Genomic DNA, 14,986 nt, shown 5'->3' with positions numbered 1-14,986 from the left:
ATTGAAAATTATTTGAAAGTAAATTAAAATCCTAAAATTAATTTAGCGATTGAAAAGTAGATTAATATTCCGCAAATGTCGTTGCTGGTTGTAATGAATGGACCAGTTGCAAGTGCTGGATCGATTCCGAATTTATCGAGAATTAAGGGAATTGATGTGCCGATTAGTGACGCAATAATAATTACTGAAACTAAAGCAATGGTTACGATAATTCCGATTTTTGTATCTACACCAAGTAAAAAATGACTACCTACAAAGAGTAATGTTGCTAGAATTAATCCGTTTAATAAACTTAGGGATATTTCTTTTAGAAGTCGATTAAAAATGGTTCCGCTGATGGAATGGTTGGCTAAACCTTGAACAATAATTGCTGATGATTGAACACCAACATTTCCTGCCATTGCGGCAATTAGTGGTGTAAAAAAGAATAATTCTTTATGAAACTGCATTGCACCTTGAAAACTTTCTAGTAAAGTTACGCTGATAAATCCACCAAAAAGAGCTAAAACAAGCCATGGTAAACGTGCTTTTGTGAGTTCGAGAATGCTGTCATCGGCTTCAACGTCTTGCGAGATACCGGCAGCTAATTGGTAATCTTTGTCGGCTTCGTCCTTGATTACGTCTACGATATCGTCGATGGTGATTCGGCCTACTAATCGTCCCATTTCGTCAACAACTGGGATGGCTTCTAAGTCGTATTTTTGCATGATTCGAGCAACCTCAACATTAGAATCGTTTACACGAACGGAGTCTACTTTTTTGATGTAGACATCACTAATCATGGTTTTAGTTGAAGTTACCAATAAATCTTTTAGCGATAATCGTCCTTTCAATCTATTTTCGTCATCGACTACATATATTGAATGTACGCGAGTTACGTTTTCTGCTTGAATTCGCATTTCTTTCACGCAAGTGAGAACGTTCCAGTTTTCGTTAACTTTTACTAATTCTTTTCCCATTAAACCTCCGGCAGAATCTTCGTCGTAACGTAATAAATCTACAATATCTTTAGCGTGTTCAACGTCTTCAAGCTCTGAGATTACTTGTTCTTTCTTCTTTTGAGGAAGTTCACCAATAATATCGGCAGCATCATCGGTGTCGAGTTCGTCAATTTCTTCGGCGATTTCTTTGGCAGAAAGTCCTTGAAGGATTTTTTCACGAACATCATCTTCCAATTCAAGAAGAATTTCTGCAGTAATTTCGCTATCTAATAGTTTAAAAATATAAATTGCCTCTTCTGATTCAAGTTCGTCAAAAATTTCAGCAATATCAGCATGGTGCAAATCGTTCAACAAAATGCTCAACTCTTGGTCGTTCTTTTGATGAATTAATTGCTCTATTTGAACTAAAAGTTCTTTGCTGATTTTAAACTGCATTGGCTTCTATTTTTTGTGTAAGTTCTATAAATTGTTCTACCGATAATTGCTCTGGACGTAGGTCAAAGATAGTATCTTCTCTTAAATTATCGGACAAATTTAATGCTTTTAAACTATTTCGCATGGTTTTTCTGCGTTGTTGAAAAGCCATTTTTACCACAGTGTAAAGCATTTTTTCATTGCAAGGCAAAGTATAATTTTCTTTTCTTCGCATGCGCATCACACCTGATTTTACTTTTGGTGGCGGAATAAAAACCGTTTCGTCAACTGTAAAAAGATATTCAACATCATAAAACGCTTGTGCTAAGACAGATAGAATTCCGTAGACTTTACTTCCTTTTTTAGAGCAAATTCTTTCGGCTACTTCTTTTTGAAACATTCCGGCAAATTCTGGTATTTGATTGCGATATTCTAATGTTCTAAAAACAATTTGAGTAGAAATATTGTACGGAAAATTTCCGATGATTGCGAATTGCTTTCCATCGAAAATTTCGTTGACATTCCATCGCAAAAAATCTTTTGAGATGATTTTATCTTTTAATTTCGGAAAATTCTCGTCCAAGTACGTAACCGATTCGGTATCGATTTCAATTACATATGTGTTGACTGGTTTTTCCAGAAGATATTTTGTTAAAACACCCATTCCCGGACCAATTTCTAATACATCATTATAACCTTCAAGATTTAACGTATCGGCAATGGCCTTGGCGATAGATTCGTCTTTTAAGAAATGTTGTCCGAGGTGTTTTTTGGCTTTTACTTTTTCCATATTTTTTTGCCACGAAGGCGCTAAGTCGCTAAGGTTTTTTTTTGCAAAAGAACGAAGGTGAAATGCAAATTATTTACTATTTTAATTCGTCTGAAAAAACTCTGAAATCATCTCTAATTCAGTTCTAAAGGCTAACATTTTATCTCCGAAAAGTCGTGCGCCTTCATCTCTTAATCTTGGCGCATCTTCATCGTAATAACGTTGTAATGTTTCCATAGAATCGGTTGTGTATTGAATGGCATAGGTTGTTCCTCCCATTTCTTCCTCTATTAAAACTTTGACCATTCGCGCCGACGAAAATTTTCCGGTGGCAAGAACGTCATTTATATGTTTGGTTTGCATCCAGTTCATCCATTTATCGTGAACGCTTTCGTGAATGTTTATTGTTACGTTGTATAAAATCATACGATTGAAGATTTTTGAATTTTGATTTTTGAACTTTGAAATTGATTAAATGTCTTTATCGCCTCGAATTTTCCTGTATTTTTTTTGTGCTTCTACAAAGTAAATGCTATCGGCTTTATTGAGAATTATTTGCTCGTAAAGTGGTTTTGCTTTTTCAAAATCTCCCATTTGATTATAAATTTCGGCCGAAAAAAACAAGGCTTCATCAATATAAATACACTCTTTATGGTTGTCAATTATTTGCTGATAATTGCTTAAAGCTAAATTGTATTCGTTCTTTTTTTCGTAAATTTTTCCAATTCTTAAAAGAGTAACTGGTTCAATTGCATCGCCTTTGTGCTCTTTTAAAATTTGCTGAAAAGCAACTAATGCATCTTCTTTTTTGTCTTGAAAAACTAAAAAATCGGCTCTTGAAAATTTCTTTAATGCCACTTGCGTCGAATCTTCTACAGTATTGTCAGAAATTAACAAATATAAATCTAAAGCGTCGTTGGCAATAAGTTGTGTTGATGCCGATTTTAATACTTTAAGTTGATGTTCTGCCCATTTAAAATCGGCTTTATAGTAACTGGTTTTGGCTGTTTTCAAACTTGCTTCTTGCCCAATTGGATTATTATTGGATTCATTTTCAATTTGAGAATAATAAATTAAAGCCTGATTGAATTTCTCTTCAAATAATAAAATATCTCCCAATTCCATCTTCATTTCTGCAATTTGTTGCCTGTTTAAAGGCATTTCTAGAATATTTTTTAGAATGACTTTTCCGGTTTCTGCATCTTTTAAATTGAAAGTTGCAAAATGTGCTTTCAATTTTAACAACGATAATGTAAACGGACTTACGCCAAATTGCTTAATCAAATTATCTAATTCTTGATTGATCGCTGCATAATCTTTAGGTTGTGCTTTCTCGATTTTCATTTCCATCAAATAGGAATGCGACTGAATTTGCAAATCTAAATCGTTGGTGTTCTCTAATACGAATCCTAGAATTTCTGTTGCAGCTTCATCATCGTTTTCTTCAATAGCAAGTTGTCCTAAATTGATGATATTTGAAAACGATTCGGGATCGCGTTTATAAATTGCTTTTTCTTGAATAAATGCTTTTCCGTACTCTTTTTGTTGCACATAAAACCAACTTAGATATTCGTTCCAAAAAATATCTTGATTCTTTTGAATTCTTACTAAAAGTGCTTTTCGCAATGCATCATTGAACGAAGCTGTTGCATCTTCAGACATGTAACGAGACAATTGATTCTGAATAATAATCAACATATTTTGCGGATTATTGAACGATTCATTCAACAATTTTTCAATCATGGTTTCGGTGTCACCTTTTTGTCCGTAAAGTAAAGCAACTTGATAGTTAAAATTTATTTTTGGATCTAAATCCATTGCCGTTTGATAAGCTAAAATGGCATAATCGGTCAATCCTTTTTTATCAAATAAAAAGCCAATACCAAAACTATCTGCTGGGTTTTTCTTTATTTTATCTATAGCTTGATTGTAATATTTTGTAGCTTCCGATTGATTTTTTTGTAACTGATAATTGTATCCTATTTCTACTAAAATATTGGATTGTTTGTATTTATTGAATCGCTCTTGTAGTGCTTTTTCGGCTTTTTCAAATTGTTGTAATTGCTGATAACATTCAACTGCCTTCTGAAAAAAATTGAAATTATTGGGTTGGTTTTTTAGCAATTCTTCGTAGCTAATCACTGCCTTTTCAAACTCACCTCTATCAAAATAATTTTGCGCTAATTGTTCATTTTGAGATTGAACAAATAGCGAAATTGTTAAGAATAAGAAGGTAAAGAGTTTTTTCATATATGTAAAATTTATTTTTTAGAGGTCATATATGTTATCGCCGTTTATAGGTGTTTGTTTCACAAACTCTTTGTTAGTGGCGATTTCATCAAATGTATTTAAAAAACAATGTACTAAAGTAACACATTTTGCGTCAATTTAGTACATTATACTGTAAGATTAACTTTTAGTTAATAATATCAAATCCGGTGTATTTGCGCAATACTTCTGGAATTACAATTCCTTCTGGCGTTTGATAATTTTCTAATATTCCTGCCATAACTCTTGGCAATGCAAGCGAACTTCCGTTTAATGTATGTGCCAATTGGTTTTTTCCGTCTTTATCCTTAAATCTCAGTTTTAAACGATTGGCTTGGAATGTTTCAAAATTAGACACAGATGAAATTTCCAACCATCGATCTTGAGCTGTAGAAAATACTTCAAAATCGTAGGTTAAAGCAGATGCAAATCCCATATCGCCACCACAAAGTCTTAAAACTCGGTACGGCAATTTCAATTCGTCAAGAATTTCTTTCACATGTTCTACCATTCCTTCTAATGCTTCGTATGATTTTTCGGGATGTTCAATTCGAACAATTTCTACTTTATCAAATTGATGTAAACGGTTTAATCCACGAACGTGTGCACCCCAACTTCCTGCTTCTCTTCTAAAGCATGGCGTGTAACCTGTACACAAAACGGGTAATTCATTTTCAGATAAAATTACATCACGAAAAATATTAGTAACCGGAACTTCTGCCGTTGGAATTAAATATAAATCGTCTTTTGCATCGTGATACATTTGACCTTCTTTATCTGGCAATTGTCCAGTTCCATAGGCAGAAGCTTCGTTTACCATGTGTGGCACTTGATATTCTAGATAACCTGCATCGGTATTTTTATCTAAAAAGTATGAAATTAAAGCACGTTGTAATTTAGCTCCTTTTCCTTTATAAACTGGAAATCCTGGAGCTGTAATTTTAGTTCCTAATTCGAAATCGATGATGTCGTATTTTTTTATCAAATCCCAATGTGGTAATGCGCCATCATGTAAAACTGGCACTTCACCAGATTCGAATACATTTAAATTATCATCGGCACTTTTCCCAACAGGAACTATATCTGCTGGTAAATTTGGTAGCAAATACATTTTCTGCAACAAATCGTTAGCTAGAGTTTCAAGTCGTTCTGATGCGTCTTTACTCGTTTCTTTTAGACCAACATTTTTTAATTTTAAAATCTCGGCCTTGGCTTTTTCACCATTTTTCATTAAATCCCCAATGTCTTTGGATAACTTATTAGATTCTGCTAGAGCATTATCCATTTCGGCTTGAACCGCTCTGCGAATTTCGTCTAAGGCAACAACTTCGTTAACCAACTCTTTAACATCTAAATTTCTTTTAGCTAAAGCTTGAATTACTTTCTCTTGATTCTCTCTAATAAAGGCTATCTGTAACATGATTTAATTTTATAAGGTTGCAAATTTAAGGAATTGGTTTTTATTATTGAACTATTATAAAAAGATAATCATTACTTGTAAAATCGTCAATAATAGGTGCTTAAAACCAATTTTAGGATATGTTTAAAACTTATGATTATAAATAATTAGTATATTCGCAAAAAATTACCATTTGTTATGAAAAAAACCTACTTATATTTATTGCTTTTTACGATAACCTTTTCATTTTCCCAAACAAATGATCAAGAGTTAAATGAAATTGTTCAAGCTGAGATGAAATCGGCATCTGGATTAATGGAATTAGCGGTTAATCCGAACACATTAAATTATGACATTACATATCACAAGTTAGAAGTTACGGTTGATCCTGCAGTGTATTTCATTTCAGGTAAAATTACCACTACTTTCACAGCACTATCTAATATGAGTTCCATAACGTTTGATATGGCTAACGAACTAACTGTTAGCTTAGTGACAAGAAATGGTGTAAACATGACATTTTCAGAAAGTGGAAATAACGAACTAGTAATTAATTTCCCATCCGCTATTGAAAATGGAACTTCAGCAACTGTAGAAATAACATATTCTGGTGCACCTCCAGTTTCTGGATTTAGTGCATTTGCATCACAGACTCACAATGGAACTCCAGTTATGTGGACATTATCTGAACCTTTTGGGGCTAGAGATTGGTGGCCATGCAAACAAGATTTAAATGACAAGATAAATGCTATAGATGTATATGTTACGGCACCATCATCTTACACGGTTGCATCAAATGGTCTTGAAATAAACCAAGTTACACTTGGAGGAAATAAAACAACGCGTTTTCAACACAACTATCCAATTCCTGCTTACTTAATTGCATTTGCGGTTACTAATTATACTGTTATTAATCAAACGGCTGGGACAGCACCTAACACGTTTCCAATTGTAAACTATATCTACCCAGAGAACAACACGTTTACAGTTCAAAATCAGCTTTTACAAACGCCGTTGATTATGAATTTATTTGAAACATTATTTGAAACTTATCCATTTCACACTGAAAAATATGGACATGCACAATTTGGTTGGGGTGGTGGAATGGAACACACAACCGTTTCGTTTATGAATAATTTTAGTAGAGGATTAATTGCTCATGAATTGGCTCATCAATGGTTTGGCGATAAAATTACTTGTGGAAGCTGGAGAGATATTTGGTTGAATGAAGGATTTGCAACTTATTTAGCTTCCTTAGTTATTGAGAATTTTGATGGGAATACTGCATTTATTTCAGACAAAACCAATATGATAAACAATATTACCTCACAAGTAGGCGGAGCTGTTTATTTAACAGAAGATGAAGCTACAAACGTAAATAGAATTTTTAGCGGTAGATTATCTTATAATAAAGGTGCAATGGTTTTAAACATGCTACGTTTAAAAATGGGAGATACGCAATTTTTTCAAGCATTAAAAAATTATTTGGCAGACTCTAATTTAGCTTATAAATATGCCGTAACATCCGATTTAAAAACACATCTTGAAGCAGTTTACGGAAATAGTTTGACTGAATTTTTTAATGATTGGGTTTACAACCAGGGCTATCCAAGCTATACTGTTACTGCACAAAATTGGGGTGCTGGACAAGCTAAAATAATAATTAGTCAAACACAATCTCATGCTAGTGTAACGTTCTTTGAAATGCCAGTTCCTGTAAGACTTACTGGCGCTGGTGGATTAACATTTGATACTATTTTAAATAATACTTCTAACAATCAAGAATTTATTATTTCGGTTCCTTTTGGAGTTACTGGAGTAGAATTTGATCCTGAAAAAGATATAATTTCTAAAAATAATACAGCAACTTTAGCTAATAACAGTTTCGAATTAGAGAACGCACTTGCACTCTATCCAAATCCTGTTAATGACCAACTTCACATTCAGTTACCATCTAATGTAACTATAAATTCTGTAACACTATTTAACGGAATCGGACAAAAAGTCCTTGAAAACTCTAACAGTAATTTCTCAGTAAGCAGTTTATCTTCGGGTATTTACTATGTTGAAATTGAAACTTCTGAAGGCACATTTCATAAAAAAATTATAAAAAATTAGACTTAGATAACATATTTAGTAAAAAGTAAGGTGAAAACCTTACTTTTGCTTTTTTAGAAATTACATTTATAGATTAATGATACAAGTTGCACAAATTATTTTTATTTTATCAGTATTAGTTATACTACATGAATTCGGACACTATATAGCCGCAAAAATCTTTAAAGTTAGAGTTGAAAAATTCTACCTTTTTATGGACGCTGGTTTTTCACTACTAAAGAAAAAAATTGGAGATACAGAATGGGGAATTGGTTGGTTACCAATTGGCGGTTATGTAAAACTTTCTGGAATGATTGATGAAAGTATGGACACCGAGCAAATGAAACAGCCAGCACAACCATGGGAATTTAGATCGAAACCAGCTTGGCAACGTTTAATAATTATGTTGGGCGGAATTATTGTAAATATTATTCTAGCGATAACAATTTATACGATTATGTTTTCTACTATTGGACAGAAATATACATCTTTAGAGAAAGTTCAGAAAGACGGACTAGCTTATGGTGATGTTGGTCAAAAAGTAGGATTTAAAAATGGCGATAAAATAGTTTCAGTTGACGGAGAAGTTATTCCAGATTTAAAATATGCTGTAATGGGTGTTTTATTTGGAGATAATGTACAAGTTGAGAGAGAAGGTAAAATAGTTAATTTACACTTAACTGATTCTCAAAAAGGAGAAATTATTAGAAAAGAAGGTAAAAGTTTTATTCAGGCAAGAATTAACTTGGATGAAATATTTATAGACTCTATTACAAATCCAAAATTAACAGCCTTAAAACGATTTGATAAAATTGTTGGTGTTGACACTGTTAAATATAACTATTATGATGAAGTTTTAAGCGAATCAAAATTGCATAAAAATAATTTTATTAACTTATTGATTAATAGAGATGGAAAAGATATAGGAATTAAAGTTAAAACAGATTCCCTAGGTTCATTTACAGGCAATAACGTTTTTGTTAGTCAGAATTATAAGTTGTCAAATCTCACGATTAAAGAATCTAAAAACAATGATTCATTAAAATCTGGCGATGTAATACTTTCGGCAAATGGTAAAATTTCTAATATAGATTTCAAGAAACAATTGGAAGAAAATAAAGGAAAAACTATTTCGATGAAAGTATCTAGAGACAATCAAACAATTGATGTAGTGTCGAAGGTAAATGCAGCCGGAAAATTAGGAATACAATTCGACAATTCTAAACTAAATGAATATACAGTAGTAAACAAAATGAGTTTTGGTAAAGCAATTACAGAAGCTGTTCATCAATCATGGAGCCAAATTATCTATAATATTAATAGTTTTAAGTTAATTTTGAGACCAGCAACTGGAGCTTACACACAAGTAAAAAGCCCAATCGGAATTGCTAGAATGCTTCCAGACGAATGGAACTGGGAATTCATTTGGAGTTTTACCGCACTTTTTTCAATTGGTTTAGCTTTCATGAATTTGCTTCCTATTCCAGGATTAGATGGTGGACATGCCCTTTTTACAATTGTAGAAATGATAACTGGTAAAACTTTAAACGAAAAAACGGCTGGTTACGTTCAAACGTTTGGAATGATTATCTTGCTGAGTCTAATGGCTTTAACCTTTGGTAAGGATATTTACCAATTAGTAGTTGATAAACTTTTGTAAAAAAAATCAATTTTTTTTCAATTTTAATTTGCAAAACGTAAAAAACATATTATATTTGCAACCGCTTAGCAGATAAGAAATAGGTTTTCAAGTCGAAAGCAAACAACAGAAAAGTTCATTCATTATTGAAAATATACAGTTTCCTTCTTAGCTCAGTTGGTTAGAGCATCTGACTGTTAATCAGAGGGTCCTTGGTTCGAGCCCAAGAGAGGGAGCTTTTTAAAAATCCAGTTTATTTATTTAAACTGGATTTTTTGTTTTTATCAATATTTATTGATGCTGGCAGGACTTTATAAAAAGATGTTTGTTTACTACATTCTTCCATTTTGTGAAAATAAATAAAAAAAGGCATACTTTTCGGTATACCTTTTCTTAGAACATCTAATTCATCATTTCCTTATCCCATCAACAAATCCTTCAATAGATTCCTTACTCGTTCCCTTTTCATTCAAATGTTTGATAAATGCACTTCCAATAATTGCACCCGAACCAAATTCGCAAACTGTTTCAAAAGTCTTTCTGTCATGAACGCCAAAACCTATTAAATGCGGATTTTGCAACTTCATGTTCTGAATGCGTTGGTAATAATCCGTTTGAAAAGTTATCGCATTGGTGCTTCCCGTAATACTATTAGATGAAACCAAATAAATAAATCCCGACGAATAACCATCCAATTGCTTAATGCGTTCTTCCGAAGTTTCTGGCGTTATCAACAACACATTTGAAACTTGATTTAATTCACACAATTCTTTAAAATTCGAAAGATAATAATGCAACGGCATATCGGGAATTATGATTCCGTCAACACCAACTTCTGTACATTTTTCTATGAATTCTTTTTCACCAAATTGCAAAACTACATTCAAATAACCCATCAATACAATTGGTTTTTGAGTGATATTTCGAAGTGATTGCAATTGTTCAAATAAAAGATTTAATGTCATTCCGTTTTCAATCGCCTTGCCACTGCTTTCTTGAATAACTGGTCCATCTGCTAAAGGATCAGAATAAGGAAATCCAATTTCTATCATATCAACATCACTTTCTTCCAAATGTTTTAAAATGGTAAGTGTGTCGTTCAAATTTGGGAATCCTGCAGTAAAATACAACGACAAAATGTGCTCTTTTTTGGTTTCAAATAAGTTTTGGATTCTATTTTTCATCTGTTCTGTAATTTTGTAATGTTGCCAAATCTTTGTCGCCTCTTCCCGATAAATTCACGACCACAACATCTGTAGTTTTCAATTTCATTTTATGCAAATAGGCCAAAGCGTGTGCCGATTCAATTGCTGGAATAATTCCTTCTCTTCGAGACAAATCATACGCAGCTTGCATAGCTTCTTCATCGGTTATTGAAACTACTTCTGCCTTTTTAGTATCGTGCAAATAGGAATGAATCGGACCAATTCCAGGATAATCTAATCCTGCCGAAATTGAATGCGGTTCGACAATCTGACCATCATCGGTTTGAATTAAATAAGTTTTACTACCGTGAATGATTCCTTTTTTACCCAAAGCTATTGTTGCTGCAGTTTTCCCAGAATAAACTCCCAAGCCTCCAGCTTCCACTGCAATTAATTGTGTTTTTCCATTGTCGATAAAATGGTAAAAAGCACCAATCGCATTGCTTCCGCCACCAAGGCAAGCAATTACGTAATCCGGATTTTCATCGCCTGTTTTTTCTTTCAATTGGATTTTGATTTCTTGACTTATTACCGATTGAAATTGGGCCACCAAATCGGGATAAGGATGCGGACCAACCACCGAACCAATAATATAATGTGTTCCAACCGGATCGTTTATCCAAGCTCGAATAGCTTCGTTAGTAGCATCTTTCAAGGTTTTACTTCCACTAGTTGCAGGCTGGATTTTTGCACCTAAAAGACGCATGCGTTCAACATTTGGTTTTTGGCGTTCAATGTCAATTTCGCCCATGTAAATTGTGCAATCCAATCCTAACAAAGCACAAGCTGTTGCTGTTGCTACACCATGTTGACCTGCGCCAGTTTCTGCAATGATTCTTTTTTTATTCAATCGTTTGGCTAATAAAACTTGTCCAATGGCATTATTTATTTTGTGCGCACCTGTATGATTCAAATCTTCTCTTTTCAGGTAAATTTGTGCTTGGAATTGTTCCGATAAATTCTTGGAAAAATACAATGGTGTTGGACGACCAACATAATCTTTTAATAACAATTTGAATTCTTTTTGAAAGTCTTCAGTCTCTATGATTTGTAAATAATTTTGTTGCAATTCCAATACGTTTGGATACAACATTTCAGGCACAAATGCACCGCCAAATTCGCCATAAAATCCATTTTCATCAGGTTGTAAAGTCGTTTTCATCGTCTTCTTATTTTTTCTATTAATTCGCTAACTTCTTCAGTAATTTTTTTAGTATTTGTATCTTCTAATCTGCTATTAAAATCCAATCCTACTAACATCGGATAATCTTTAAATTTAATCTTACCAATATTATGAATGCTTAATCCGCCACTTAAAAAAAATGGTTTTGATAAGGTGTAATTTTCTAATAATTCCCAATCAAATGTTTTTCCACTTCCACCAAATTTCGGAGTTTTGGTATCAAATAAAAAGTAATCGCAAACTTTTTCATAAGCCACAACTTCATTAAAATTGAAATAAGGATCGACCGAAAATACTTTGATAACATTGATATTATTTTCTTTCAAAATTTCACATTCGGCAACCGATTCATTTCCGTGTAATTGAACAAAATCAAACGAAAATTGCTTTTGAATTGCTATGATTCGATTAACATCTTCATTTACAAAAACAGCAACCTTTTTTATGTTTTCAGGTAATTTTTCTATCGATTTAGATGAAAAATCTTCACCAACATAACGCTTCGATTTTGGATAAAAAATAAATCCCATATAATCGGGTTGCAATGCGCCGACTTCAAGTATATTTTTCGGAAATTTCATTCCGCAAATCTTTATTTTCATAACAACTTCTGTATTAAATTTCTACATTTTTCTGCCGGATTTTCCTCTTTCATAAAATATTCTCCGATTAAAAATCCATGAAATCCATTGGCTTGCAAAAGTTGAATAGTTTCTAAAGAATTGATACCACTTTCAGCAATTTTATTACTCGATTTAGGTAACAATTGCGCCAATTTTATACTGTTTTCAACCGAAACTTCAAACGAATTTAGATTCCGATTATTAATTCCGATTAAATCAAAATTCAAATCAAGATTATCCAAAATTTCGGCTTCATTTTGGGTTTCTAGAAAAACTTCCATTCCTAATTCGTGCGCTAAGTTGATATACGATTGCATTTGTTTTTTGTTCAAAATTTTAGCAATCAACAAAATCACATCCGCACCCATCGCTTTCGATTGAATAATTTGATATTCATCTACCATAAAATCCTTTCGCAGCATCGGAATGGTGTTGTTTTTTCGCGCCAATTCAAAGTCGTTTGTTCTTGCTCCAAAAAAATCTACATCTGTCAAAACTGATAATCCAGAAACTGCTGCGTTAGCATAACCTTGCGTAACTTCAACTACATTGGCATCTAAATTTATGTTACCTTTAGCAGGAGATTTTCGTTTGAATTCGGCAATAATTCCGCCAGTTACCGAACTTTCAATAGCTTTTCTTAAAGAATGTGTTGCCGAATTAAATAACGGTTGTTCTTCTAAAAAAGAGGTAGAAAATTGCGCTTTCAAATTGGCAACTTCTTTTAATTTCTGTGCTTTTATTGTATCTAAAATATTCATTGAATTTCTTTTAATCGGTTAAACGAATTCTTAGCTTTCAATCCGAAAAGTGATTCTTTTGCTTGAGCAAATGCTTCTTCAAAATCCAGATTTGGATGATACGTTTGAATCGCCAAAGCAGCATTTATTAAAACCACATTATTCTGTGATTCAGTTCCTTTTCCGTCAATAATTGTGGTGAAAATTGAAGCTGCTTCTTCTAGAGTTTCGCCGCCATACAATTCAGAAAAAGTTACATTTTTCAAACCAAAATCTTTAGCTTCTATAAAGCGTTCACCTGTGTTAGTAATCAACTTGGTTTTATCGGTCAGCGTTACTTCGTCAAAACCGTCCAAACCATAAATTACGGTGTATTGACTGTTTTCTTCTTGCAATAAATACTGGTACATTCTTGCCAATTCTAAACTAAATACGCCGGTCATTTGAACCTTTGGAAAAGCAGGATTCACTAATGGTCCAAGCATATTGAAAAAGGTTTTAATACCTAATTCTTTTCTAATAGGACCAACTGCTTTCATGGCTGGATGAAACAATGGCGCATGTAAAAAACAAATATTGGTTTCCTCAAGTTGTTGTTTCAAAACTGTTTCGTCGGTTTGAAAAACAACACCCAAAGTTTCTAAAACATTCGACGAACCCGAAATAGACGATACGCCATAATTTCCGTGTTTTGCCACTGGAATTCCTGCTCCAGCAACTACAAATGATGTCAGTGTTGAAATGTTAAACGTATTTTTTCCATCGCCACCAGTGCCACAAACATCCATCGGATTGTAAGCTGATAAATCGATTTTATGACATAAGTTTAATAACGCTTCTCTGAAACCCAGAAGTTCATCGAGCGTGATATTTCGCATGATAAAAACCGTCAAGAACGAAGCAATCTGACTTGGGGTATACTTTCCTAAAGCGATGTCGGTGAGCACTTGTTTGGCTTCGTCTTTCGTTAGGGTTTTATGTTTGAATAAAGGTTCTAGTATTGTTTTCATTTAATTAATTTTACGGTTACTTCTTTGAAGTGTTGCTTCTTTTTTTTGCCACAGATTCACAGATTTTTAGAATCTTTTTTAATCAGTGAATCAGTGGCTAATATTTTATTCGATATTTAGGTGTTCACAATAGACATAGTTTATCCAATTAGTAAGTATTATTTTTCCGTTTTCTGTCAAGATGGATTCTGGATGAAATTGCAATCCGCGGACATCGTGTTTTTTGTGTTTTATTGCCATGATATTTCCCAATTCGTCTTTGGCAATAATTTCTAAATCATCTGAAATTGCTTCAGAAACAACCCAAGAATGATAATGTCCAATCTTAAAATGTTTTGGCAGATTTTCAAATAAATAATCCTCTTTTAGAATTTTAATTTTGGAGGCAACTCCATGAAGTGGTTCTGATAAATTGATTAAATCTGTACCAAAATGTTCTGCAATGGCTTGATGACCTAAACAAATTCCGAGTATACTTTTTGTGGAAGCGAATTCAGACAATAATTGCGGCATCATTCCAGCATTTTTTGGAATTCCTGGTCCAGGCGAAAGCACAATTTTATCGTACTGATTGATATACGAAAAATCGAGTTGATCGTTTTTGATAATATCAATTTCTGCAACACCAATTTCATAAAGTAAATGCACAATATTGTACACAAACGAATCGTAATTATCTACTACTAATACCTTCATAA

General features: G+C 33.1%; 13 protein-coding genes and 1 tRNA gene. 3 read left to right on the top strand and 11 right to left on the bottom strand.

What is annotated here, in order from left to right; genetic code table 11:
* Positions 1 to 23: 23 nt before the first annotated feature.
* The 5 genes from mgtE to serS form a co-directional block, all read right to left on the bottom strand.
* Complete coding sequence (gene mgtE / locus LG45_RS04505) at positions 24 to 1,376, bottom strand: magnesium transporter (protein ID WP_035124834.1); 1,353 nt, start codon at positions 1,374 to 1,376, stop codon at positions 24 to 26.
* Complete coding sequence (rsmA, locus tag LG45_RS04500; protein ID WP_035124833.1) at positions 1,366 to 2,145, bottom strand: 16S rRNA (adenine(1518)-N(6)/adenine(1519)-N(6))-dimethyltransferase RsmA; 780 nt, start codon at positions 2,143 to 2,145, stop codon at positions 1,366 to 1,368. Before rsmA ends, mgtE begins: the two co-directional genes overlap by 11 nt.
* 81 nt (positions 2,146 to 2,226) lie before the next feature.
* Positions 2,227 to 2,550 carry a DUF4286 family protein gene (locus LG45_RS04495; protein WP_035124832.1) on the bottom strand — a complete coding sequence of 108 codons (324 nt, stop codon included), beginning with the start codon at positions 2,548 to 2,550 and terminating at the stop codon, positions 2,227 to 2,229.
* A gap of 45 nt (positions 2,551 to 2,595) precedes the next feature.
* Positions 2,596 to 4,374 carry a tetratricopeptide repeat protein gene (locus tag LG45_RS04490; RefSeq protein ID WP_035124831.1) on the bottom strand — a complete coding sequence of 593 codons (1,779 nt, stop codon included), beginning with the start codon at positions 4,372 to 4,374 and terminating at the stop codon, positions 2,596 to 2,598.
* 166 nt (positions 4,375 to 4,540) lie between these two features.
* Positions 4,541 to 5,812, bottom strand: coding sequence for a serine--tRNA ligase (serS, locus tag LG45_RS04485; protein WP_035124830.1), 1,272 nt, complete (start codon positions 5,810 to 5,812; stop codon positions 4,541 to 4,543).
* A 177-nt stretch (positions 5,813 to 5,989) separates the two neighbouring features.
* Between serS and LG45_RS04480 the strand changes: the two genes are divergently transcribed.
* The 3 genes from LG45_RS04480 (at position 5,990) to LG45_RS04470 (ending at position 9,763) form a co-directional block, all read left to right on the top strand.
* Positions 5,990 to 7,909, top strand: coding sequence for a M1 family metallopeptidase (locus LG45_RS04480; protein ID WP_035124829.1), 1,920 nt, complete (start codon positions 5,990 to 5,992; stop codon positions 7,907 to 7,909).
* A 76-nt stretch (positions 7,910 to 7,985) separates the two neighbouring features.
* Entirely contained in the window at positions 7,986 to 9,548 is a 1,563-nt protein-coding gene (locus LG45_RS04475) for a site-2 protease family protein (protein ID WP_035124828.1), read from the top strand.
* Between the two features lie 141 nt (positions 9,549 to 9,689).
* Positions 9,690 to 9,763: transfer RNA gene (locus tag LG45_RS04470), tRNA-Asn, on the top strand.
* Positions 9,764 to 9,937: 174 nt separating this feature from the next.
* On the opposite strand, the gene trpA is transcribed toward LG45_RS04470, so the two are convergent.
* The 6 genes from trpA to LG45_RS04440 form a co-directional block, all read right to left on the bottom strand.
* Positions 9,938 to 10,711 (bottom strand): tryptophan synthase subunit alpha, encoded by a 774-nt coding sequence (gene trpA / locus LG45_RS04465; protein WP_035124827.1) that lies wholly within the window; start codon positions 10,709 to 10,711, stop codon positions 9,938 to 9,940.
* Positions 10,701 to 11,894: a tryptophan synthase subunit beta gene (trpB, locus tag LG45_RS04460; protein ID WP_035124826.1), complete on the bottom strand. Its 1,194-nt coding sequence runs from the start codon at positions 11,892 to 11,894 to the stop codon at positions 10,701 to 10,703. The genes trpA and trpB overlap by 11 nt, the downstream gene beginning before the upstream one ends.
* The gene (locus LG45_RS04455) at positions 11,891 to 12,517 is read right to left on the bottom strand and encodes a phosphoribosylanthranilate isomerase (protein ID WP_035124825.1); all 627 of its coding nucleotides are present in this window, start codon (positions 12,515 to 12,517) and stop codon (positions 11,891 to 11,893) included. The genes trpB and LG45_RS04455 overlap by 4 nt, the downstream gene beginning before the upstream one ends.
* Positions 12,514 to 13,299: an indole-3-glycerol phosphate synthase TrpC gene (locus tag LG45_RS04450; RefSeq protein ID WP_035124824.1), complete on the bottom strand. Its 786-nt coding sequence runs from the start codon at positions 13,297 to 13,299 to the stop codon at positions 12,514 to 12,516. The genes LG45_RS04455 and LG45_RS04450 overlap by 4 nt, the downstream gene beginning before the upstream one ends.
* Positions 13,296 to 14,288: an anthranilate phosphoribosyltransferase gene (gene trpD / locus LG45_RS04445; protein WP_035124822.1), complete on the bottom strand. Its 993-nt coding sequence runs from the start codon at positions 14,286 to 14,288 to the stop codon at positions 13,296 to 13,298. Before trpD ends, LG45_RS04450 begins: the two co-directional genes overlap by 4 nt.
* Before the next feature lie 105 nt (positions 14,289 to 14,393).
* The gene (locus LG45_RS04440) at positions 14,394 to 14,984 is read right to left on the bottom strand and encodes an anthranilate synthase component II (protein WP_035124821.1); all 591 of its coding nucleotides are present in this window, start codon (positions 14,982 to 14,984) and stop codon (positions 14,394 to 14,396) included.
* Positions 14,985 to 14,986 lie beyond the last annotated feature (2 nt).

Origin of the sequence: Flavobacterium aquatile LMG 4008 = ATCC 11947 (assembly GCF_000757385.1) — a bacterium.
In the GTDB taxonomy this organism is placed as follows: Bacteria; Bacteroidota; Bacteroidia; order Flavobacteriales; family Flavobacteriaceae; genus Flavobacterium; species Flavobacterium aquatile.
Note: the sequence above shows the minus strand (reverse complement) of the source record. Positions and strands in the feature narration are given on the sequence as shown.

Excerpts from the sequence above, each read along its gene's own strand:
- mgtE (WP_035124834.1), bottom strand. The coding sequence starts at position 1,376 with ATGCAGTTTAAAATCAGCAAAGAACTTTTAGTTCAAATAGAGCAATTA.
- rsmA (WP_035124833.1), bottom strand. The coding sequence starts at position 2,145 with ATGGAAAAAGTAAAAGCCAAAAAACACCTCGGACAACATTTCTTAAAA.
- LG45_RS04495 (WP_035124832.1), bottom strand. The coding sequence starts at position 2,550 with ATGATTTTATACAACGTAACAATAAACATTCACGAAAGCGTTCACGAT.
- LG45_RS04490 (WP_035124831.1), bottom strand. The coding sequence starts at position 4,374 with ATGAAAAAACTCTTTACCTTCTTATTCTTAACAATTTCGCTATTTGTT.
- serS (WP_035124830.1), bottom strand. The coding sequence starts at position 5,812 with ATGTTACAGATAGCCTTTATTAGAGAGAATCAAGAGAAAGTAATTCAA.
- LG45_RS04480 (WP_035124829.1), top strand. The coding sequence starts at position 5,990 with ATGAAAAAAACCTACTTATATTTATTGCTTTTTACGATAACCTTTTCA.
- LG45_RS04475 (WP_035124828.1), top strand. The coding sequence starts at position 7,986 with ATGATACAAGTTGCACAAATTATTTTTATTTTATCAGTATTAGTTATA.
- trpA (WP_035124827.1), bottom strand. The coding sequence starts at position 10,711 with ATGAAAAATAGAATCCAAAACTTATTTGAAACCAAAAAAGAGCACATT.
- trpB (WP_035124826.1), bottom strand. The coding sequence starts at position 11,894 with ATGAAAACGACTTTACAACCTGATGAAAATGGATTTTATGGCGAATTT.
- LG45_RS04455 (WP_035124825.1), bottom strand. The coding sequence starts at position 12,517 with ATGAAAATAAAGATTTGCGGAATGAAATTTCCGAAAAATATACTTGAA.
- LG45_RS04450 (WP_035124824.1), bottom strand. The coding sequence starts at position 13,299 with ATGAATATTTTAGATACAATAAAAGCACAGAAATTAAAAGAAGTTGCC.
- trpD (WP_035124822.1), bottom strand. The coding sequence starts at position 14,288 with ATGAAAACAATACTAGAACCTTTATTCAAACATAAAACCCTAACGAAA.
- LG45_RS04440 (WP_035124821.1), bottom strand. The coding sequence starts at position 14,984 with ATGAAGGTATTAGTAGTAGATAATTACGATTCGTTTGTGTACAATATT.